We start from the raw sequence: 20,030 nt of genomic DNA, 5'->3' as shown, positions 1-20,030 counted from the left end.
CAAGCGGACACCTGCGGTACTGAGTGGGCGGTTCGTAAGGCTATGTCCGTTTCCGGCTGGGGGTGGGCGCAAGGTCGCTGGTGGAGGTTCCGTCGGCTATTGCTTCCGGGTGAAGTTGCCGGTGTCGGCCTCGGTAAGGATCCCGAGTTTGACCAGGCGTTTCAGCTTGGCGCGGGTGCCTTCGACGTTCTTCGGCAGCAGTTCGTGGCCGAGGGCTTCGCAGACGTCCTTTGCCCGCAACGGCCCGGTCGTGTGGTTGAAGGCGGTGAGGATGCGGGGGTAGTCCGGGTGCTCGGGCAGGTCCGGCGCGGCGGCCGGTAGTCGGTCGGCGAGGGCGGTGACGGTCTTGCGGGTGATCGCGAGGTGCTCCAGGTGCGTCTCGGCCTCTCGCAGCCGGGTCTGCAGGTCGTCGATCTGTGTGCGGAGTTCGTCGGCCAGGGCCCGGGCGGCGTCTTCCTGGAGGTCCAGGGCGTCGAGCAGGGGCTGGATGTTCACGCTCCCACCGCCTGCGCCTCGCACCAGGTGGGGGTGTTCGCGCCGGTGAGGCGTCGGGTCATGACGTGGGTCATCGCCCAGTAGACGCGGGAGGCGGATGAGGAGGGGCGGTGCTCGTAGTCACGGACCAGTCGCCGGTGCAGTATCAGGATCCCGTAGGTCTGCTCGACCCTCCACCGCTTCGGCTGCGGCACGAACCCCTTGACCTGCGGGTTGCGGGCGACGATCTCGACGTCGATGCCCAGGCCGGCGCCGTGTGCGACGACCTGGTTCTTGAAGCCCTGGTCGACCAGGGCTTTGCGGACGGTTTTGCCGGCGTGCTCGGCGACCTGGTCCAGCAGGATGGTGCCCGCGGCGTTGTCGTGGGTGTTCGCGGCGAGGACGACGACCGCGATGACCAGGCCCAGGACGTCCACGGCAAGACCCCGTTTGCGGCCGGGCACCCGCTTGGCCGGATCGTGGCCGCTCGTGGCGGCGGGGACCCCGGCGGCCACGTGAACACTCTGGGTGTCCAGGACCACCAGGGTCGGGTCCTCTAATCGGCGGGCGCGTTCACGGACCTGGCAGCGCAGGAGTTCATGGATGACCCGGTCGGTCCCGTCGTCCCGCCAGGCGGCGAAGTAGTAGTACGTCGCGCTCTTCTGCGGCAGATCGTGCGGGAGATAGGCCCACTGACAGCCGGTCCGTCCCTGGTAGAGGATCGCGTTCACGATCTCCCGCATGTCGTAGGCGCCCTGGTGGCCGCTGACCGAGCGGTGCCGGTCCTTCCACGCGGTGATCACCGGCTCGATCAACGACCACTGCTCGTCCGATAAGTCACTCGGGTACGGCTTGCGTTCACTCACCCGGTCACATCACCAGACCACCAACCGCGGACCGGCAGATTCCGCCCCACCGCCACACCATCAGGCGACAGCAGATCGACTCAAAGACTCACGAACCGCCCACTGACAGTTCGGTGCCGCTAGCCAACACGATTGCAGGGTGCGGGCTCAACGAAATTAGCGGGCATCGAGGTGTCCACGGGCTCGACGGGTGGTCGCGCAGCGGGTGCGTAAGCGCTGGTTGCCGGGGTTGCGGAAGCCGTAGGCGTCGCGGGCGATGGTCTTGATGACCCGGTTGGTGCCTTCGGAGCCAGCGTTGGTGATCCCAGTGTGCAGGAACGCAAGGATCTCTGGCCACCATGTCTCGACGGTTGCGGCTAGGCGCTGCAGTTCGGGAAGGTCGGCGTCGGCGCATCGGCGGTAGAACCGGTACAGCAGATCGCGGACCTGTTCCCGGTCCGGGCGGGTCCGGGCGGTGGCAAGCAGGTCCAGGAGGTCTTCCTTGGCGTTCCACGCAACGGTGATCGGCGCGCTGCCGGGTGGGCTGCCGGCCCCGCCTGGCAGGCCGGCATCGGCAAGGAAGTCAGCACGAATGTGACATGCGCCGGAAAAGCGGACCGGACCGCGGGCCCAGAGCAGCGGGCGGCGCGCCGCTCGGGGGCCCGCGGGGCCCGGCCACCGTCATAGGCCCGGGAGTGAGCGTCGGACCTGTGTCCTGGCCCCGCGGAGACCGCCGCGTCCAGCGGCTTCGCCGCTGGACAGGCCGATGGCGGAGTTACGGCAGACGCTTCTCGGCGGTTTTGAACCCGGTGAGCGCTCGCAGCCGCAGGTCGGCGAAACCGGGGTCCTGCTCTTCGCGTGCGGTGAGCAGGGTGGCAACAATCGCGGACAGGAATGCCAGGGGGATCGACACGATGCCCGGGTTCGACAGCGGGAAGTACGGCGTCACCTCATGCAGGAACAGCCCGCGAGGGCCGATCACCGTGGGACTCAGGGCGACAAGTGCCAAGCAGGACACCAGACCCACCAGTGTGCCGACGACGGCGCCCGCGGTGTTGAAGCGCTTCCAGTACAGGGACAGCCCGAGCACCGGGAGATTGGCACTCGCCGCCAGGGCGAACACCACGCCCACCAAGAACGCCAGGTTCACCTTCTGCAACCCGATCGCCAATGCGACGGCAGCCACGCCGAGCACGATGGCCGTCCTGCGGGCGACAGCGACCTCGCGCTGCTCGTTCGATGTCCCTCGACGCAGCACGCCGGCATAGAAGTCATGGGCGAACGATGCCGAGGCAGTGAGAGTGAGCCCCGCGACCACGGCCAGGATCGTCGCGAACGCGACCGCCGCGATGATCGCCATCAGCAGCGTACCGCCCATGCTGCTCCGCCCGCCGCCGAGGAACTGCGCCAGCAGCGGAGTGGCCATGTTGCTGTCGGCCGCTTTGATGGCCCTCGGGCCCACCAGCGCGGCAGCGCCCAGTCCGAGGACGATCAGCCCCAGGTAGAAGATGCCGACGATGCCGATCGTCCAGTTGGAACTCGCACGCGCGGACCGGGCGTCGCGCACCGTGAAGAACCGCATCAGCACGTGTGGGAGGCCCGCTGTGCCGAGCACCAGCGCCATGCTCAGCGAGATGAGGTCGAGCTTGTTGGTGAAGTACGAGCCGGAGCTCATGTACCGGTCCGCGTCTCCGGATGCCCGCGCGGCGCTCTCGAGCAGGTGGCCGACCGAGAAATCGAAGTGAGCCAGTACCAGCACGGTCAGCACGGCGGTGGCGATCAGGAGCAGCACTGCCTTGATGACCTGGACCCAGGTGGTGCCGATCATGCCGCCGACCGTGACGTAGAGAATCATCAAGGCGCCGACCGCGCCGATGGCGATGCCCCCCGCCAGGGTGCCGTGCAGGCCGAGCAGCAGGCCGATCAACCCGCCGGCGCCGACCATCTGTGATGTCAGGTAGAAGAGGTTGATGACCATGGTGGACGCGGCGGAGACGGCGCGCACCGGGCGCGGGCGCAAGCGGAACGCCAGGGTATCGGCCATCGTGTAGGTGCCGGTGTTGCGCAGCAGCTCGGCTATGAGCACCAGCACGACCAGGAACGCCACCAGGAAGCCGACCAGATACACGGCCCCGTCGAAGCCGTAGAGCGCGATGAGACCGGTCACCCCGAGGAGCGTCGCACCGGACAGGTAGTCGCCGGCCACCGCGATGCCGTTCTGCCAGCCGCGGATTCGCTGACCGGCGGCGTAGAAGTCGGAAGCGGAGCGGGTGCGCCTGCCCGCTACATAACTGATGGCGACAGTCGCGATGACGAACACCGCGAACAGGGCAATGGCCAGGATGCGGTGGGTCACAGCGCGCCCTCCGGCGACGGTTCGGCCATCGCCTCGCGCACCTGCTGTGCCAGCGGATCAAGCCTGCGCTCGGCGTACCACCGGTAAGCGATTGCGACAAGGAAGGTCAATGCGAAGTTCCCCAGCACCAGCAGGTAACCCACGTTGAGACGGCCGAGCACGGCGACGGCCATCGCCCGCGGCTGGTAAGCCACCACCGCCATGGTGATGAGATAGCCGCCGACGAAGACGGCAACAGCAGGCCAGACGAAGCGGCGGTGCCGCCGCTCCAGTTCCTCGAACATCACCATGGGGGGATCGATCGGCTTCGGTGGGCTTGACATGTCGCTCTCCTGACAACGGACGGTGCAGGAGCCGGCCGACTGGCCTCGGGCTCCTGAGCACCTCAGCGTGGGCGACCCGGTCATCCCGCACCATGTCCTGTTCCACAGCACGAGCGCCGAAGACTGTGGTCTCCCCCAGTGATGAGTCAGCCCGAGCCGATGGACACTGACCCGTGCGCCGGCCACTCGGTGGCGATGCGTCGAGGTCGACTCGCTCACGGCCAGTTCGATATCGCCGCAGGCCGGCTGGCTAGGCGGCGACATCCACGTGCCCCCGCCTGGGAGGGCTGCACGAGTTCGGCAGCATCGAGGTCGGTGAGGACGGCACGATCATCGCCCGTTGCGGCGCGGCACCGAGCGGTCAGGGCCACGAGACGGTCTTCCCCGCGCTGGTCGCCGAGACCCTGGGCGTCGACGAGCAGCGGGTCCGGTTGATCGGACACCGACGAACTGGCAGCAGGTCGGCGCAGGTCGCCGGTGCGATGCTGCAGCACGCCTCCCAGCTGCTGATCGACGAGGCCCGGGAGCGGGCCGCAGGGATGTGGAAGCTGCCGGTAGACGAGGTGGAGTGGTCCGACGGCGCCGTACACAACGGCTCGGCGGCCATGGACGTGGCCGAACTGGTGAAGGCCACGGGGCCGTTGCGGGTGGAGGACAGACCACCCGGTAACACGTTCGGAGGCATGAACGACCGCAACGGCGAACTCTTCCTCGGCGACATCCCCTTGTCGTTCCCGACCGCGGCCATCACCGACATCGGCACGGTCATCGCCGCGACTACGTCGCCGCCTACAACGAACAACTCGGGGAGATGACGCGGCTGGCACAGACGGAGGGCGTCGCCGGCATCGCCGTACCGCCGCTCGTACAGGGCCGCTCCTACGACCACGGCGTCCTGCGCGAGGTGCTCGCGGCCGCTGCGGAACTCGGTCTCGCCGTGCTGGTCCATCCATCGACGCCGCGACACTCGAAGCCAACGGCCGCGCGTTTCTCGGCGTGAAACCCGCCGTCGAGCCCTCGCCCGCACCTGACGGCCCCCACCCGGCCTGGGGAGACAGGCGAACATGTGCGTAGCAACGTCCCTGGACGGGATGGTCACGGCAAGCTGGCTACGCGGAAAGAACCGTGGCCGGTTGGGCTGACCGCGCGCCCAGACCATTCGCACCGACGTGGCGATGTATCCCCGTCCAGCCCCTCCATGCTGAACCGCCGTCGGCGGTGAGGGCCGCGTGAGTAAGGTACCGGTCCATGAGAGTCATGGGATGGATTTTCCTCACGCTCGGTGTGTACTTCCTCGCCCAAGGGTTTGCCATGCCGATGATCGCGGAACGCAGCGATGTGGAGAACGCCGAGTTCATGCAGATCCGGGAGGCGAGTTCGCACCTCGGCATCGGGTTGATGATCGGCGCCGTCGCCTGCGGTCTGCTGGACCGCGCGCGGGGCGGTGCCACCGTGCGGCCTCCGCTGCCCTCGGCGCCGCCGCAGTACCCGCCGCAGCAGGCGTACCAGCCCATGCAGCAGCCCCAGGCCGGCTGGCAGGCCCCGCCGCAGCAGTGACACCGCGCACACCACCTCTCACCAGAGCGGATGGGTTATCCGGCCGCGGCAGGGGCAGCGATCCGGAGGAGCCGACCGCGGCTGGGCCGGATGCTGAGTCGTACTCCCAGCCGGATTCCGGTACGCGGCCAGCAGATCGTCCGTGAGCCGGCCGACCGCCTCGGCCACTTGGGCGCAGATAGTGGTGGCCACCGTTACCGGAACCCATGGGGCACCCAACTCGCCCGCAACCCGCCCATCGACCCCGAAGACACCCACAGGACACGAAGCGGTCCTTTCTGGACGGGAACAGCCGGGCCGAGGTGGGTGGGTCCATGAGGTGAGGTCTGCCGAGCCGGTCAGCGGGAGCCCGCCAAGGGCGGGAAAGGTCAGCGTTCCAGGAGAAGGGCCAGGCCCTGGCCGACCCCGATGCACAAGGTGGCGACGCCGACTCCCGAGCCCTTGCGGGCGAGTTGGTGGGCGACGGTGCCGACGAGGCGGGCGCCGGAGGCGCCCAGCGGGTGGCCGAGGGCGATCGCGCCGCCCTGCGGGTTGAGGATCGCCGGGTCGAACTCGGGCCACTCGGCCACGCAGCCGAGCACCTGCGCGGCGAACGCCTCGTTCAGCTCCAGTGTCGACAGGCCGTCGAATGTCCTGCCCGCCTTGGCCAGAGCCCGGTTGACCGCCTCGACCGGGGCGAGCCCGAAGTAGTGTGGCTCGATCGCGGAGACGCCGGTCGCGGAGATGCGGGCGAGGGGTTCGCGGCCGGTGGCCTTCAGCCCCTCCTCGTCCACCAGCAGCAGCGCGGCCGCGCCGTCGTTCAGCGGCGAGGCGTTGCCCGCTGTGACGGTGCCGTTCTCCTTGCGGAAGGACGGCTTGAGCCTGGCCATCGCGTCCAGAGAAGCGGACGAGCGTACGCACTCGTCGGCGCCGAAGACGACCGGCTCGCCCTTGCGCCGCGGGAGCGCCACCGGGGCGAGCTCGGGCTCGAACAGGCCCTCGGCCTGCGCCTTGGCCGCCTTCTGATGGCTGTACAGGGCGAACTCGTCCTGCTGCTCGCGGCTGATCTTGTGCTTCTCGGCGATCAGCTCGGCGGACTCGCCCAGCTGGACGGTCCACTGCGCATCCATCCTCGGGTTGACCATCCGCCAGCCCAGCGTGGTCGAGTACAGCTCGGCGTGCCCGGCCGGGAACGGCCGGTCCGACTTCGGCAGCACATACGGCGCCCGTGTCATCGACTCCACACCACCCGCTACGGCGATCGAGGCGTCCCCGACGGCGATCGCGCGGGCCGCCTGGATGACCGCCTCCAGGCCGGACGCGCACAGGCGGTTGACGGTGACGCCCGGCACGGAGGTGGGCAGGCCCGCCAGCAGCGCGGCCATCCGGCCGACGTTGCGGTTCTCCTCGCCGGCGCCGTTGGCGTTGCCGAAGTACACGTCCTCGATGCGGGCCGGATCCAAGTCCGGTGTGCGGGTGAGGAGTTCGCGGATGGCGTGCGCGGCGAGGTCGTCCGGGCGGACGGAGGCCAGCGAGCCGTTGTACCGGCCGATCGGGGTGCGTATGGCATCGACAATGTAGACGTCAGTCATGGTGTGGTCTCACTTGTCCCAGGTGTGGAATCCGCGTCCCGTCTTCCGCCCCAGCTCGCCTGCCTCGACCTTGGCGCGCAGGAGCGGAGGCGGGGCGAAGCGGTCGCCGAGGGTGCGGTGCAGGTGGTCGGCGATGGCCAGGCGTACGTCGAGACCGACCAGGTCGGTGGAGCGCAGCGGGCCCATGGGGTGGCCGTAGCCGAGTTCCATCGCGGTGTCGATGGCGGTGGCGTCCGCGACGTCCTCCTCCAGCATGCGGATCGCCTCCAGGCCGAGGAGGACGCCGAGGCGGCTGGTGGCGAAGCCCGGGGAGTCGCGTACGACGATGTCCGTCTTGCCCAACGCACGTACAGTGGATAGCACTTGGTCTGTCACCGTGGTGGTGGGGCCGGTGACGACCTCGACCAGCCGCGAGCCCGGTACGGGGTTGAAGAAGTGCATCCCGAGGAACCGCTCCGGGTGCTGGAGGGCGGCGGACAGCTCGGTCACGGAGAAGGAGCTGGTGTTGCTGGCCAGCACGGTGCGCTCCGAGACAGCGCGCTCGGCGGCGGTCAGTACGGACACCTTGAGTTCGGGGTCCTCGGGTACGGCCTCGATCACGAGGTCGGCGTCCAAGGGCAGTTCGAAGACCTCGGTGACGAAGTGCAGTCTGCCGAGCACGTCGCCGGAGGGCACCGGCAGTTTGCCGCGGGCGGCGGCGCGGTCGAGGCTGTCCGCGATGCGTGCGCGAGCGGCGTCGGCCGCCGCGGCCGAGCCTTCGACGACCACGACCTCGCTTCCGGCGGTGGCGAAGACCTGGGCGATGCCACCGCCCATCCGGCCGCCGCCGATCACGCCCACGCTCTTGGGAACAGAAGTCACCGGGTCCTCCCATCACTCAGGAACCGGCTCATCCGGTCCTTCTTGTCGCTCGACTCGAACAGCACCGCCTGGGCGAGGTCGTCGATGTACGGGTGGCCGCCGGGCGCGTCGACGACGAGCTTGGTCAGCCGCAGCGAGGTGGGCGAGGAGCGGGTGATGCGGTCGAGCAGTGCGTGCGCCCGATCACTCAACTCGTCCGCGGGCACGACCTCGGAGACCAGCCCCAGGGCGTACGCTCGCGCGGCGTCCAGGCGGGTTCCGCCCAGCAGCACCTGCTTGGCCGCCGACCTGCCCACCAGTTCGGCAAGGCGCCAGCAGCCTCCGGCCGCCGCGATGATGCCGAGGCCCGGCTCCGGGTTGCCGAACACGGCTCCCTCGGAGGCGATCCTCAGGTCGCAGGCGTAGGCCAGCTCCGCGCCACCGCCCAGCGCGTAGCCGTCGACGGCGGCGAGGGTGGGCAGCGGGAGGCGGGCGATGCGGTCGAACAGACGGCTGTTGATGCCCAGGAGAGCCTCGTCGCGGCCGCGTTCGAGCAGTTCGGTGATGTCGGCGCCGCCCGCGAAGACTCCGCCGCTGCCGGTGAGCAGCAGGGGCTTCGGCGACTTCTCCAACTGCTCGCAGACGGCGTGTAGTTCGTCGACCATCCGGGCGTTGAGGGCGTTGCGTGCGTCGGGGCGGTGCAGCGTGACGACCGTCCTGTCGTCCCGCTCCTCGACCAGGATCGTGCTCACGCGTCCCCGTCCTTCTGCTCTCCGTCCTTCTGCTCCCCGAAGACCCGGGCGAACAGCTCGTACGTCTCCTCCCAGGAACGGCGGGCGCCCCGCTCGCTGTGGCGGGGGCCGGGGAACATGTAGCCGTGCTCGGCGTCGGCGTGGATGTCGACGATCGCCCGTACGCCGTGCTCGCGCAGGGTGTCGCGCAGCGGGCGCATCGCCTCCAGCGGGGAGAGGTGGTCGGCGTCGCCGAGACCGACGTAGATGTCGCCGGTGATGCGGGCGGCATCCTCGTACGCGAGTGGGCTGCCGTAGCGCTCGTCCATGAGGCCGGAGGGGTGGAAGGCGGAGCCGGCGGCGAACGTCTGGGGCTGGGCGGCCATGACACGGAAGACGTGGCGTCCGCCCATACAGAAACCGACGCAGCCCATGGCGCCGCCGGCGACGAGCGGTTCGGCGGCCAGGGCGGTCACCAGCGCGGCGGTGTCCTCGACGACGTCCGCGTCGGGCAGGCTGCGCGTGACGCGCTGGATCTCCTCCTTCGCGGCGGGGTCGTTCAGGAGCTGCTCGGTGGTCCAGTTCAGGCCGGTGCCCATGCGGTGGTAGACGTCGGGCAGGACGGCGGTGTAGCCGTGGGAGGCGATCTGGCGGCTGATGTCGCGCAGGGTCTCGCGTACGCCGAGGGCGTCCATGTAGATGACGACGGCGGGGTGCGGGCCGCCGGTGGCGGGCGCGGTGACCAGGGTCGGCATCGGGCCGCCGGGCGTGGCGACGTCGATGGTCTTGATGATGAACTCGCACATGGTGATCAGCTCTCTGCCCCGTCCGGCCAGGACCAGACGGGGGCGCGCTTTTCGAGGATGGCCTTCGCCGCTTCGGCGGCGTCCGGGTGGGCGCCCAGCCGCAGGGTGTACACCTGCTCGGCGGCGTAGCCGGGGCGGACGGGAAGGTCTTCGGCCTCGTTGAGGGCCTGCTTGGCCAGCCGCAGCCCCAGCGGGCTCTTGGCCGCGATCCGCGCGGCGAGCGCGCGGGCTTCGCCGAGTACGGCTTCGGGCTCGAAGATCTTCTGGACGAGACCGATGCGATACGCCTCGTCAGCGTCGACCGGGTCTCCGGTGAAGTACATGAGCCGGACCTGGCCCTGCGGGAGCAGCCGCATGAGGTGGCTGCCGCCGCCGCAGCGGCCCGCGTTGATCTCGGGCAGTCCGAGCCGGGCGTCGGTGGCCGCGTACCGGATGTCGCAACAGGCCGCGAGCACGGCGCCCGCGCCCAGTGCGGCCCCGTGCACGACGGCGATCGTCGGCAGGGCGCAGTCCAGGATCGCCTCGTACGCGGTACGGGCCATGCGCTGGCGGCGCTCGGCCGCGCTCTCGGACGCGCTGACCGGTTCGATCGACTGCTTGATGTCGGCGCCCGCCGAGAACAGCCGTCCATCCGAGCGGAGGATCACCGCATGGACGTCGGTACGGGCCGACAGCTCCCGGAAGGCGGTGACAAGGGTTTCGTACATCTCGACGGTGACCGCGTTGACCGGCGGGCGGTCGAGGACGACCTCGGCCACCGCCTCCAGGATCTCAACGCGGACGCCGTGTGCTGTGAGCAGGGGGGTCATGGCAGCGGACTTTACACACAGGATTCGCGTGTTCCAAGAGATTTCTGTATCCAGATTCTTCTGTATGGCCCAAAAATCCAAGGAATCCCGGGCCTTAGGGCGAGAATCTGCATACAGAACTGGCCCTCTCCAGCCATCCGACGACCGTCAGGTCGTGCCGCGCCCCCGTCAGCGCGTTCAGCTGGACCAGACCCGTCGGGCTGGTGACGTTGACCTCGCTCAGGCGTCCGCCGATGACGTCGATGCCGGTGAGGTACAGCCCGTCAGCGCGGAGGGCGGGTGCGATGCGCTCGACGATCCGCAGGTCGTCCGCGTCGAGGCCGGTCGCTGTCGCGTCACCGCCGAGTGCGAGGTTCGCGCGGAAGTCGCCCACGGGCGGCCGTCGCAGTACCGCGCCCAGTGGGTGGCCGTCGAGCAGCAGGATGCGCTTGTCGCCCTCGACGACCTCGGGCAGGAACTGCTGCGCCATGACGACGACACGGCCCCGCTCGGTCATGGTGTCCGCGATGGCGCTGGCGTTGCGGTCCCCGGGATCGAGCCTGAGGACGCCTCGCCCGCCGTGCCCGAAGAGTGGTTTGAGGACCGCACCGTGCCGCTGCTCCGCAGCGAAGGCGAGCAGCCGTGCCGGATCGGCGGTCACCAGGGTCGCCGGCATCAGGTCCGGGAAGCGGCAGGCGTAGAGCTTCTCGTTGGCCTCGCGCAGGCCGCGCGGGTCGTTGACCAGGAGAGTGTCGCCGCGCAAGTGCTCCAGCAGGAGTGTGGTCGCGAGATAGCCGGCGTCGAAGGGCGGATCCGTGCGGATCAGCACCGCGTCGGCCTTGCGCGGGTCCAGGTCCTCCGCCGGGCCCAACGACAGCCTCGGCGTGAAGTCCACCGGCCGTGCGCGTGCCCGCACCCTGCCATCACGCAGTGACAGACCGGACGGCGGGCAGTGCCAGACCCGGTGACCGCGTTCCCGGGCGGCGCGCATCAGGGCGATCGAGGTGTCGTGCTCCTGCGAGAGCGCCTCGACGGGATCCATGACGAAGACGAGCATGTAATGCGCCTCCAGAGACAGTGTGCCAATCTTCATTCTGTATCCAGAAATCGGCTTCGGCTGCTAGATGATCCGCCCAAGGAGGAAGCCGCTACTGTGGAGTCTGTGTCCACCACTCCGCGTTCGTCCGCCGATCAGACCGATGCCATGGGGCTCGCGTACGAGCACGTCCGCGACGCAATCCTTCAGGGGCGTCTGAAGCCGGGTACCTGGGTCTCGCAGGTGCAGCTGGCAGCCGACCTGCAAGTCAGCCGTACGCCGTTGCGCGAGGCGCTGCGGCGGCTACAGACCGAGGGGCTGGTGCAGCTGGACTTCAACCGCCGGATCCGGGTCGCGCCGCTGTCGATCCCGGACCTGGAGACGCTCTACTCGATGCGGCTGGTCAGCGAGCCGCTCGCGGTACTCCTCTCCGTGCCGCAGCTGACGGCGGCCGAGCTGGAGGAGCTGGAGGCCGAGATGTCGGCCATGAACACGGCGGCGGAGACGGGGGACGAGGAGGGCGCGATCGCCCACCACCGCCGGTTCCACTTCCTGCTCTTCTCGCACACCGAGGACCGGCTGCGGACGCAGGTGGAGAGCATGTGGGACCACTCCGTGCGCTACCTGCGGCTTTACCACAACGCGCCCAGCTACCGCCTCGCGCTGATCACCATGGGCCGCACAGGGCACGACGAGATCTTCGCGGCGGCCGGAGAAGGCCGGGCCCGCGAGGCGTCGCGGCTGGTGGCCGAGCATCTCGCCCGTACCGCCTTGACAGTGATCGCCTCCGTGGCCGGCGCACACGACCCCAAGACGATCCGCGAATCGCTGCGCTTCGTACTGGAAGAGGCCGGTTAGACCCGGCTAGACCCCCGGCCCGGGGGCTCGCACTCAGCCCTCGTACGGTTCCGTCGCCCGCGCCGAGGGCCGGGCGCGGAAGGTCTCGTACCAGGACGCGAGCCGGTCGCGGCCCGTGCGCCACTGGCGGTCGGTGAAGTCGGCGCCGCGGTAGTCGAGGTAGCCCAGCGCGCAGCCGATGCCGATGTGCCCGATGTCGAAGGGCACCTTCTCCAGCTCCTCCGCCTCGCGTTCCAGCAGGTCGAGGGTCGCCTCGGCCTTGGTTTCGCAGGCGGCGAGCATCGCGGGGAGCCGGTAGGGCTCCTCGCGCAGGGCCTCGTTGCGCCACAGGATCTGGATCTCCAGCAGCCCGCTGCCCAGCGCGTGGCGCCGCAGCGAGGCCCAGCGCTCCCGCGGCGCCTCGGGGAAGAGTGGCCGGCCGTCGTGCAGCGAGTCGAGGTACTCGCAGATCAGGACCGATTCGGGCAGGAACATCCCGTCGTCGGTGAGCAGCGTGGGGATCCGGCCGAGCGGGTTGTGCTCCCGCACGTGCGGGAGGTTGGGCCTGGTGAGGGCCACAACCGTGCGCTCCAGCTCCAGCCGGTCGACGAGGCCCGTCTCGTGGGCGAAGACCATGACCTTGCGGACGAACGGGGACTTCGGGGACCAGTAGAGCTTCATGAGGTGTCTCCGGAGGGCGTTGGTTCTACAGGCTCGGTGTAGTTAACTGGATACAGCTTCTGGATACAAGAGAGCGCAAATGTATCCCCTGACTGTCTTCAGATGAGGTCCCATGACCACCACACGCCCCTCCCTCAGCCGCTCCGGTCCCCTGTCCCACATCCGAGTCCTGGACCTCAGCCGGGTCCTGGCCGGCCCCTGGGCCGGGCAACTCCTCGCCGACATGGGCGCCGACGTCATCAAGGTCGAACGCCCGGGCGTCGGCGACGACACCCGCTCGTGGGGTCCGCCGTTCCTCGCCGACACCGACGGCGCCACGACCAACGAGTCCGCGTACTACCTCGGTGCCAACCGCGCCAAGCGCTCCATCACCGTCGACCTGTCCAGGCCGCGGGGGCAGCAGATCATCCGGGAGCTGGCGGCGGAGTCCGACATCCTGCTGGAGAACTTCAAGTACGGGACCCTCGCCCGGCTGGGCCTCGGCTACGAGGACCTTCGGGAGGTCAACCCCGGCCTGATCTACTGCTCCATCACCGGCTTCGGCCAGACCGGCCCCCGCCGCGCGCAGCCCGCGTACGACTTCGCGATCCAGGCCATGGGCGGCCTGATGAGCGTCACCGGCGAACGGGACGACAGGCCCGGCGGCGGCCCGCAGAAGGTCGGCGTCCCCATCGTCGACCTGACCACGGGCACGTACGCCGCCGTTGCCGTGCTCGCCGCACTCGCCCACCGCGGCGAGACGGGCCTGGGCGACCACATCGACCTCGCCATGCTCGACATCCAGGTCGCCACCCTGGCCAACCAGGCCATGAACCACCTCGTCGACGGCAGGGTCCCGGCCCGCACCGGCAACTCGCACCCCAACATCCAGCCCCAGGACGTCTACGCCTGCAAGGACGGAGGACTCGCGGTCGCCGTCGGCAACGACGGGCAGTTCGCCCGCTTCTGCGAGGCACTCGGCCTCGACGGCCTCGCCGAGGACGAACGGTTCGCGACCAACCGCGCCCGGGTCCGGAACCTCGCCGAGCTGCGCCCGACGATCGCCGCGGTCCTGGCCGGCGAGACACGCCGTCACTGGGTCGAGCGCCTGGACCGGGCCGGCGTGCCCTGCGGCACCGTCAACACGGTCGACGAGGTCCTCGCGGACGAACAGGTCCGGCACCGGGACATGGTCGTCGAGGTGCCGCACCCGCTCTCCGGCAGCGTCCGCCTCGTGGCCAGCCCGCTGCGGTTCGCGGGCGCTCCCCTGACCTTCGAACAGCCCCCTCCCCTCCTCGGCCAGCACACCGACGAGGTGCTGCGCGAACTCGGAGTCGAGGAGGGCGACATCAAGGCCCTGCGCGAGGAGGGGGTCGTATGACGACCGCGGACGCCTGGCCCCCGCCCCGGATCCCGCTCCCGACGGGCGACGAGCTCGACCCGGCCCAGCGCGCCGTCTTCGACGCGATGGTCAGCGGCCCGCGCGGCAAGGTGCAGGGCCCCATCAGAGCGGCGATCCACAACCCCGAACTCGCCGAGCGCTGGCAGCACCTCGGGGCACTCCTCAGGTACGGCACTTCGCTCCCCCCGCGCGTGAGCGAACTGGCGATCCTCATCACCGCCCGCCACTGGGACAGCCGCCTGGAGTGGATCCTGCACACCGCGCACGCGGCGAACGCGGGCGTCCCGTCCGAGCTCGCGGAGGCGGTGCGCCAGGGCCGGGCGCCCATGTTCGACGACCCGGCCGACCGTGCGGTGCACGCGTTCGTGACGGGTCTGCTGCGACGGCACGACGTCCCGGATGAGGTCTACGACGGCGCACTGCGGACCCTCGGTGTCCCGGGAGTGGTGGAGCTCACCGCTCTGGTCGGCTACTACTCCATGGTCGCCATGACCCTGAACGTCCACCGCATCCCACTGCCGGACGGCGTGACCGCAGAGGATCCCTTCCCAGCACCTCACCCCATTCTGGATACAGAAAATTGACCGGGCGGGCGCATCGCGGGCGTTAGCAGCGGATTTTCTATGGCAAATCATCCATAGATGAACGCTGCATCAATAAAAATGTCTACAGAATCTCTCGACGATTCGGGAGACTGTATGTAGCGTCAGCGCGGGTTCATCCCCCGCTCCCCGCCTCGGCGCCTCGCGCCCCCTCCGCGTCCCCCACGCCGCCGAGCGCCCATGTGACACACTCCCGCTCAGGAGCACCCCCATGGCAACGACGCCTGATACACCAGAGACCACCCAGCGCAACGCCAAGCTCGCGGCCAAGGCCGCCTTCATAGGCAGCGCTGTGGAGTACTACGACTTCTTCCTCTACGGAAGCGCGTCGGCGCTGGTCTTCCCGAAGCTGTTCTTCCCGGCCTCGGACCCGGCGATGGCCACCCTGGCCTCGCTGGCGACCTTCGGCGCCGGCTATGTCGTACGTCCTCTCGCCGCCGTGCTCTTCGGCCACTTCGGGGACCGGATCAGCCGCAAGTCGATGCTGGTGCTGACCCTGATCCTGATGGGAGTGGCCAGCTTCTCGATGGGCCTGATGCCGACATACGCCGTCATCGGTGTCTGGGCCCCGGTCCTCCTCACCGTGCTGCGGCTGGTGCAGGGCGCCTCCGCGGCCGGTGAAGCCGCCGGCGCCGTCTCGCTCAGCATCGAGCACGCGCCGGAGGGCCGTAGGGCGTTCTTCGGCAGCTGGGCGCCGAACGGCATGCTTGCCGGTTCGTCCCTCGCCTCCCTGGTCTTCCTCCTCTTCTCGACGCTGCCCGAGGACCAGTTCATGTCCTGGGGCTGGCGCGTGCCGTTCCTGCTCAGCTCCGGTCTGGTGATCATCGGCACCGTCCTGCGGGCGAAGCTCCCCGAGCCTCCCGCCGCCGAGCCCGCCGAGCCCGCCAACAGCGAAGAGCGGGCCAGGCCGCGACTCCCGGTCGTCGGCGTGCTGACCCGCTACCCGCTGAGCATCCTGCGCGTGATCGGCCTCCAGCTCTACACGGTGCTCGCCACCATCGGCGGCGTCTTCGCCCTCTCCTACGGCACGCTCCACGCGGGCATCTCCGCCAGCACCATGCTCACCGTCAAGCTCCTGTCCACCACGTCCGCCGTGGGCTTCCAGATCCTGGGCGCCCGCTACGCCGACCGCATCGGCCGCAAGCCGGTCTTCGTGGCCGGCGCCCTGATCGACGTGCTCGCGACCTTCCTGCTGTTCGGCGCGATCGGCATGAAATCGGTGCCCCTGGTCTTCCTGGGCCACTTCCTGGTGATCGCGGTCGGGTACGCACTGGCCAACTCGGTGTCGTACACGATGACGGCGGAGATGTTCGACGCCGACGTCCGGTACACGGGCATCGCCCTCTCCACCCAACTCGCGCAGGTCGTCACCGGCTTCGCCCCGACCGTCGCCGCGAGCCTGGTGGTGGCGGCCGACGGCGGCTGGATCTGGGTCGCCACCGCCACCTCGGCCGCCTGCCTGGTCTCCGCCCTGGTCGTGCTGCTGACCGTGCGCGAGACCTACAGGACCGCCTCCGGCCGGCTCGGCGACAAGCAGTCCGCCTCCAGTACGGCTCCGGCGGCCGAGCCCCTCCCCGCCACCGACCGCGCCTGACCCGAGCCGCACCACCGAAGGACAGGTTCCATGCCCCAGCAGCCGAGGACAGCACCGGCGGCCGGGCCTCGCCACGGCGTGCTCGTCGAGCGCGACGTAGAGACCCCGATGCGCGACGGCACCATCCTGCGCGGCACCGTCTACCGGCCCGCCGGCGACGGCCGCTTCCCCGTCCTGCTGTCCCGGCTGCCCTACGGCAAGGACGTCAACATCAACACGGGCTACTTCGACCCGGTCCGGGCCGCCGCCCACGGCTATGTCGTGATCATGCAAGACGTCCGCGGTCGTTTCGCCTCCGGGGGCGAGTTCGTCCCCAACGTCCACGAGGCGGCCGACGGTCACGACACCGTCCGCTGGGCGGCCCGCCTGCCCTGCTCAGACGGCCGGGTCGGCATGTGGGGCCGCTCGTACCACGCCGGCACCCAATGGCGTGCCGCCCTCACCGACCCGCCGGGGTTGCTGAGCCTGGTGCCCGGCGTCTGCGCGGGTCACACCACGCTCGACGGCACCGGACTGCGCGGCGGCGCGCGAGAGTTCGGCTCCCGGCTGAGCTGGGTGCTCGGTACGGTCGGCGGGCTCGACGAAGAGGGCGTGTGCGCGGCGTACGACGCCCTGCCGCTCACCGCCGGAGCGGACGGCCCCTTGGCCGAGGTGCTGGACGAGCTGCGGTGGCCCCTCGACGACCCCCGCCGGGAACGGCACAGCCTCATCGGCCGCTACGACCGGGTCCGCGCGGCGAGCTTCCACATCGGCGGCTGGTTCGACGTCTTCCTCAACGCCACGCTCGCCCAGTACGAGGCCGCGGCGACCGCCGCCCGGCACCACGGCGGCAGGCCGCCACACCTGATGATCGGCCCCTGGTCCCACACGTCCTTCACGGACCGCTGCGGACAGCTCGACTTCGGACCGCACGCCGTGTACGACCTCAACGACGCCCACCTGCGCTGGTTCGACGCCACTCTCAAGGGCGCGGAGGAACGCCTGGCGGACACCCCGCCGGTACGGCTGTTCGTGATGGGCGAGAACCGCTGGCGCGGATACGACACCTACCCGGCGCCCACCACCCGCGCCGAAACCTGGCACCTTCACCCCGGCGGACTGCTCGACCGCCAGGCCCCGCCGTCCAGCGAGCCCGACTCCTACACGTACGCCCCGAAGGACCCCGTACCGACGCTGGGCGGCGCGACGCTGCTGCCGTCGCGCTACCCGCCGGGCCCCCACGACCAGCGGGACGTCGAACAGCGCCCCGACGTGCTCAGCTGGACCAGCACCGCCCTCGACCGCCCGTACACCGTGCTCGGCTCGGTGCACGCCACCCTCTACGCGGCCTCGTCGGCCCCCGACACCGACTTCGTCGCCCGCCTGGTGGACGTCCACCCCGACGGCACGGCGATCGCCCTCACCGACGGGATCATCCGGGCGAGCGCCCGCGACAGCCACCCGGTGCCCGGCACCGTACGCCCCGTTTCCCCCACTCCGATCCGGCCGGACGCCGTGTACCGCTACGTCGTCGACCTGTGGGCCACCGCCACCACCTTCCTCCCCGGCCACCGCATCCGCGTCGACATCACCTCCAGCTCCCACCCGCGCTGGGACCGCAACCTCAACACCGGCGCAACGGTCCTCGACTCCGCCCGCAGCAGGGCAGCCCACCAACTGGTCTTCCACGACCCGCAGCGGCCGAGCGGGATCACACTCACGGTGGCGTCGGGGCCATAGCCGTGGGCTGACCAGGGACGACATGACGTTCTGTGTTGTCCTGGTCATGACGACGCGGCAGGCACCTTGCTCGACCCCCAACCGAACACCACTCCCAGCGCCTCTTCCGGGCAGGCCATCGCGCAATGAATTTCTGGACTTGCCGGTCCATTTTTGAATCCCTACGGTGCACAACGTCGACGCCCACAGATCGGACTCGGCGACCACTCAGGGAAGGGCAACCCCCATGCACGCTATCCATATCCAGAACCACGGCGGCCCGGAGGTCATGTCCTGGACCGAATTCCCCGATCCGACACCAGGCCCCGGTGAAGCGCTCGTCCGGCTCGGCGCCGCAGGGGTCAACTACATGGACGTAGGCGCCCGGTCGGTGGGCGGTCCGGGCTGGGCCGCCCCGACGATCCTGGGCGCCGAGGGCATGGGGTATGTGACCGCCGTCGGTGACGGGGTCGACGACCTGGCCGTCGGCGACCGGGTGGCCTGGTTCTACCACGCGGGCAGCTACGCAGACGTGCTGGCCATTCCCGCGGACTCGCTGGTGAAGGTCCCGGACGACGTGTCGGACGAGACCGCGGCCGCCGTCATGATGCAGGGCCTGACCGCGAATCACCTCACCACCGAGACGTACGCGATCAAGCCCGGGGACACGGCCGTTGTGCACGCCGCAGCCGGTGGCGTGGGTCTCCTGCTGACGCAGATGGTCAAGGCCCGGGGCGGCAACGTGATCGGTCTTGTGTCCCGGGAGGAGAAGGTGGCCGTGGCCGTGGAGGCCGGCGCGGACCACGTCCTGGTGTCGGCCGGAGGCGGCTTCGAGGACCGTGTGAAGGAGCTGACAGGCGGCGAGGGCGCACACGTGGTGTACGACGGCGGCGGCATCCCCACGTTCCTGTCGTCGCAGCTGTCCCTGCGGCTGCACGGTGTGCACGCCTACTACGGGCCCTTCATGGGGATCCCGTCGATCTCCGTGACCGATCTACCGAAAAGCATCATGCTGAGCTATCCGGTCGTACACCACCACGTTCCCACCCGGGAAGCCCTGGTCGAGCGGAGTTCCGAGGTCTTCGACATGGTCAGGAAGGGGCAGGTCACCCCGCGCATCGGAGCCCGTTACGCCCTCTCGGAAGCCTCGAAGGCACACGCGGACCTCGAGTCCCGCAAAACCACCGGGAAGCTGCTGCTCATTCCCTCAACGCGCATGTAGGGTCCCTTCCGCCACCGAGGGATTGCGCAGGACTCGCGGTCCGCATCAGGGAGTCTGAAGCAGGAAGTTCACAACAGGGAGGGTCTCGTGCCGTTGACGCGCAAGGGCGCCGCTACGAGGCAGCGCATCATCGAGGGCACCGCCTCGGAGATCCGGCGGCAGGGCGTGTTCGCCATGACCCTCGACGATGTCATGGAGCGTACGGCGACCAGCAAGAGCCAGCTGTTCCACTACTTCCCCGGCGGGAAGGAGGAACTACTGCTGGCCGTGGCCCGTCACGAGGCGGCCCGGGTGATCAGTGACCAGCAGCCGGAGCTCTCCGCCCTCACCTCGTGGTCCGCCTGGCAGGACTGGCGCGACAAGGTCGTCTCCCGTTATCGCGAGCAGGGCAGGGACTGTCCGCTCCATGTGGCGATCTCCCAGGCCGGGCCGGCCACGGCGGGCGCGCAGGCCGTGGCCACGGAGCTGCTCGAGCAGTGGCAGCACGAGTTGGCCGCGGGCATCCGGCACATGCAGGGCATCGGTGAGGTGGACGCTGATCTGGATACCGACAGCAGCGCGGCAGCGCTTCTGGCCGGTGTCCAAGGCGGAGTATTGATCTTCATGTCGACGGGCCGTCTGACACACCTCGAAGCGGCCCTGGACCAGGGCATCGCTTCCCTGCGACGCCGGGCCACGGCCTGAGAGT

General features: G+C 69.7%; 22 protein-coding genes. 10 read left to right on the top strand and 12 right to left on the bottom strand.

Translation table 11 applies throughout. From position 1 onward, the window contains the following. Positions 1 to 96 precede the first annotated feature (96 nt). The 5 genes from ACWY4P_RS48045 to ACWY4P_RS48025 all read right to left on the bottom strand — a co-directional run bounded on the left by ACWY4P_RS48045 (position 97) and on the right by ACWY4P_RS48025 (position 3,998). Positions 97 to 495, bottom strand: a complete 399-nt coding sequence (locus tag ACWY4P_RS48045; RefSeq protein ID WP_456207095.1) for a hypothetical protein — start codon at positions 493 to 495, stop codon at positions 97 to 99. Beyond that, positions 492 to 1,340, bottom strand: a complete 849-nt coding sequence (locus tag ACWY4P_RS48040) for an IS5 family transposase (RefSeq protein WP_456207094.1) — start codon at positions 1,338 to 1,340, stop codon at positions 492 to 494. The genes ACWY4P_RS48045 and ACWY4P_RS48040 overlap by 4 nt, the downstream gene beginning before the upstream one ends. Before the next feature lie 156 nt (positions 1,341 to 1,496). Next, complete coding sequence (locus tag ACWY4P_RS48035) at positions 1,497 to 1,805, bottom strand: transposase (protein WP_456213304.1); 309 nt, start codon at positions 1,803 to 1,805, stop codon at positions 1,497 to 1,499. A 289-nt stretch (positions 1,806 to 2,094) separates the two neighbouring features. Beyond that, positions 2,095 to 3,675 (bottom strand): solute symporter family protein, encoded by a 1,581-nt coding sequence (locus ACWY4P_RS48030; RefSeq protein WP_456207093.1) that lies wholly within the window; start codon positions 3,673 to 3,675, stop codon positions 2,095 to 2,097. Next, the gene (locus ACWY4P_RS48025; RefSeq protein WP_456207092.1) at positions 3,672 to 3,998 is read right to left on the bottom strand and encodes a DUF485 domain-containing protein; all 327 of its coding nucleotides are present in this window, start codon (positions 3,996 to 3,998) and stop codon (positions 3,672 to 3,674) included. Before ACWY4P_RS48025 ends, ACWY4P_RS48030 begins: the two co-directional genes overlap by 4 nt. 278 nt (positions 3,999 to 4,276) lie before the next feature. Between ACWY4P_RS48025 and ACWY4P_RS48020 the strand changes: the two genes are divergently transcribed. From ACWY4P_RS48020 to ACWY4P_RS48010, 3 genes are all read left to right on the top strand, one after another. Continuing rightward, complete coding sequence (locus ACWY4P_RS48020; protein ID WP_456213303.1) at positions 4,277 to 4,813, top strand: molybdopterin cofactor-binding domain-containing protein; 537 nt, start codon at positions 4,277 to 4,279, stop codon at positions 4,811 to 4,813. Further along, complete coding sequence (locus ACWY4P_RS48015) at positions 4,810 to 4,998, top strand: hypothetical protein (protein WP_456207091.1); 189 nt, start codon at positions 4,810 to 4,812, stop codon at positions 4,996 to 4,998. Before ACWY4P_RS48020 ends, ACWY4P_RS48015 begins: the two co-directional genes overlap by 4 nt. 248 nt (positions 4,999 to 5,246) lie before the next feature. Beyond that, positions 5,247 to 5,555 (top strand): hypothetical protein, encoded by a 309-nt coding sequence (locus tag ACWY4P_RS48010; RefSeq protein ID WP_456207090.1) that lies wholly within the window; start codon positions 5,247 to 5,249, stop codon positions 5,553 to 5,555. Between the two features lie 368 nt (positions 5,556 to 5,923). Here ACWY4P_RS48010 and ACWY4P_RS48005 read toward each other — a convergent pair whose 3' ends face one another. The 6 genes from ACWY4P_RS48005 to gshB all read right to left on the bottom strand — a co-directional run bounded on the left by ACWY4P_RS48005 (position 5,924) and on the right by gshB (position 11,384). Next, on the bottom strand, positions 5,924 to 7,126 hold the full coding sequence (locus ACWY4P_RS48005) for a thiolase family protein (protein ID WP_456207089.1): 1,203 nt from the start codon (positions 7,124 to 7,126) through the stop codon (positions 5,924 to 5,926). Positions 7,127 to 7,135: 9 nt separating this feature from the next. Beyond that, complete coding sequence (locus ACWY4P_RS48000; protein WP_456213302.1) at positions 7,136 to 7,942, bottom strand: 3-hydroxyacyl-CoA dehydrogenase family protein; 807 nt, start codon at positions 7,940 to 7,942, stop codon at positions 7,136 to 7,138. 41 nt (positions 7,943 to 7,983) lie between these two features. Then, positions 7,984 to 8,718, bottom strand: coding sequence for an enoyl-CoA hydratase/isomerase family protein (locus tag ACWY4P_RS47995; RefSeq protein WP_456207088.1), 735 nt, complete (start codon positions 8,716 to 8,718; stop codon positions 7,984 to 7,986). Then, on the bottom strand, positions 8,715 to 9,503 hold the full coding sequence (locus tag ACWY4P_RS47990) for a dienelactone hydrolase family protein (RefSeq protein ID WP_456207087.1): 789 nt from the start codon (positions 9,501 to 9,503) through the stop codon (positions 8,715 to 8,717). The genes ACWY4P_RS47995 and ACWY4P_RS47990 overlap by 4 nt, the downstream gene beginning before the upstream one ends. A gap of 5 nt (positions 9,504 to 9,508) precedes the next feature. Next, the gene (locus ACWY4P_RS47985) at positions 9,509 to 10,312 is read right to left on the bottom strand and encodes an enoyl-CoA hydratase-related protein (protein ID WP_456207086.1); all 804 of its coding nucleotides are present in this window, start codon (positions 10,310 to 10,312) and stop codon (positions 9,509 to 9,511) included. Between the two features lie 94 nt (positions 10,313 to 10,406). After that, on the bottom strand, positions 10,407 to 11,384 hold the full coding sequence (gene gshB / locus ACWY4P_RS47980; protein WP_456207085.1) for a glutathione synthase: 978 nt from the start codon (positions 11,382 to 11,384) through the stop codon (positions 10,407 to 10,409). Between the two features lie 69 nt (positions 11,385 to 11,453). Between gshB and ACWY4P_RS47975 the strand changes: the two genes are divergently transcribed. Further along, entirely contained in the window at positions 11,454 to 12,185 is a 732-nt protein-coding gene (locus tag ACWY4P_RS47975) for a GntR family transcriptional regulator (protein ID WP_456207084.1), read from the top strand. Positions 12,186 to 12,218: 33 nt separating this feature from the next. On the opposite strand, the gene ACWY4P_RS47970 is transcribed toward ACWY4P_RS47975, so the two are convergent. Beyond that, on the bottom strand, positions 12,219 to 12,845 hold the full coding sequence (locus ACWY4P_RS47970) for a glutathione S-transferase family protein (protein ID WP_456207083.1): 627 nt from the start codon (positions 12,843 to 12,845) through the stop codon (positions 12,219 to 12,221). A gap of 112 nt (positions 12,846 to 12,957) precedes the next feature. On the opposite strand from ACWY4P_RS47970, the gene ACWY4P_RS47965 reads away from it, so the two are divergent. The 6 genes from ACWY4P_RS47965 (at position 12,958) to ACWY4P_RS47940 (ending at position 20,026) form a co-directional block, all read left to right on the top strand. Continuing rightward, the gene (locus ACWY4P_RS47965) at positions 12,958 to 14,205 is read left to right on the top strand and encodes a CaiB/BaiF CoA transferase family protein (RefSeq protein ID WP_456207082.1); all 1,248 of its coding nucleotides are present in this window, start codon (positions 12,958 to 12,960) and stop codon (positions 14,203 to 14,205) included. After that, on the top strand, positions 14,202 to 14,810 hold the full coding sequence (locus ACWY4P_RS47960) for a carboxymuconolactone decarboxylase family protein (protein WP_456207081.1): 609 nt from the start codon (positions 14,202 to 14,204) through the stop codon (positions 14,808 to 14,810). Before ACWY4P_RS47965 ends, ACWY4P_RS47960 begins: the two co-directional genes overlap by 4 nt. Before the next feature lie 229 nt (positions 14,811 to 15,039). Next, positions 15,040 to 16,422, top strand: coding sequence for an MFS transporter (locus ACWY4P_RS47955; RefSeq protein ID WP_456207080.1), 1,383 nt, complete (start codon positions 15,040 to 15,042; stop codon positions 16,420 to 16,422). A gap of 30 nt (positions 16,423 to 16,452) precedes the next feature. Beyond that, a complete protein-coding gene (locus ACWY4P_RS47950; protein ID WP_456207079.1) occupies positions 16,453 to 18,141 on the top strand; it encodes a CocE/NonD family hydrolase in 1,689 nt (562 codons plus the stop codon). 226 nt (positions 18,142 to 18,367) lie between these two features. Then, positions 18,368 to 19,342, top strand: coding sequence for a quinone oxidoreductase family protein (locus ACWY4P_RS47945; RefSeq protein WP_456207078.1), 975 nt, complete (start codon positions 18,368 to 18,370; stop codon positions 19,340 to 19,342). An 87-nt stretch (positions 19,343 to 19,429) separates the two neighbouring features. Next, complete coding sequence (locus ACWY4P_RS47940; RefSeq protein WP_456207077.1) at positions 19,430 to 20,026, top strand: TetR/AcrR family transcriptional regulator; 597 nt, start codon at positions 19,430 to 19,432, stop codon at positions 20,024 to 20,026. Positions 20,027 to 20,030 lie beyond the last annotated feature (4 nt).

This window comes from Streptomyces sp. LZ34 (assembly GCF_053890475.1).
This window is presented reverse-complemented; position numbering and strand designations above follow the sequence as displayed.

What these genes read in the sequence shown, in the direction of transcription:
- gshB (WP_456207085.1), bottom strand. Translation starts at nt 11,384, where the DNA reads ATGAAGATTGGCACACTGTCTCTGGAGGCGCATTACATGCTCGTCTTC.
- ACWY4P_RS47955 (WP_456207080.1), top strand. Translation starts at nt 15,040, where the DNA reads ATGGCAACGACGCCTGATACACCAGAGACCACCCAGCGCAACGCCAAG.
- ACWY4P_RS48015 (WP_456207091.1), top strand. Translation starts at nt 4,810, where the DNA reads ATGACGCGGCTGGCACAGACGGAGGGCGTCGCCGGCATCGCCGTACCG.
- ACWY4P_RS48000 (WP_456213302.1), bottom strand. Translation starts at nt 7,942, where the DNA reads ATGGGCGGTGGCATCGCCCAGGTCTTCGCCACCGCCGGAAGCGAGGTC.
- ACWY4P_RS48005 (WP_456207089.1), bottom strand. Translation starts at nt 7,126, where the DNA reads ATGACTGACGTCTACATTGTCGATGCCATACGCACCCCGATCGGCCGG.
- ACWY4P_RS47985 (WP_456207086.1), bottom strand. Translation starts at nt 10,312, where the DNA reads ATGACCCCCCTGCTCACAGCACACGGCGTCCGCGTTGAGATCCTGGAG.
- ACWY4P_RS47970 (WP_456207083.1), bottom strand. Translation starts at nt 12,845, where the DNA reads ATGAAGCTCTACTGGTCCCCGAAGTCCCCGTTCGTCCGCAAGGTCATG.
- ACWY4P_RS48010 (WP_456207090.1), top strand. Translation starts at nt 5,247, where the DNA reads ATGAGAGTCATGGGATGGATTTTCCTCACGCTCGGTGTGTACTTCCTC.
- ACWY4P_RS47965 (WP_456207082.1), top strand. Translation starts at nt 12,958, where the DNA reads ATGACCACCACACGCCCCTCCCTCAGCCGCTCCGGTCCCCTGTCCCAC.
- ACWY4P_RS48025 (WP_456207092.1), bottom strand. Translation starts at nt 3,998, where the DNA reads ATGTCAAGCCCACCGAAGCCGATCGATCCCCCCATGGTGATGTTCGAG.
- ACWY4P_RS47990 (WP_456207087.1), bottom strand. Translation starts at nt 9,503, where the DNA reads ATGTGCGAGTTCATCATCAAGACCATCGACGTCGCCACGCCCGGCGGC.
- ACWY4P_RS47945 (WP_456207078.1), top strand. Translation starts at nt 18,368, where the DNA reads ATGCACGCTATCCATATCCAGAACCACGGCGGCCCGGAGGTCATGTCC.
- ACWY4P_RS47950 (WP_456207079.1), top strand. Translation starts at nt 16,453, where the DNA reads ATGCCCCAGCAGCCGAGGACAGCACCGGCGGCCGGGCCTCGCCACGGC.
- ACWY4P_RS47960 (WP_456207081.1), top strand. Translation starts at nt 14,202, where the DNA reads ATGACGACCGCGGACGCCTGGCCCCCGCCCCGGATCCCGCTCCCGACG.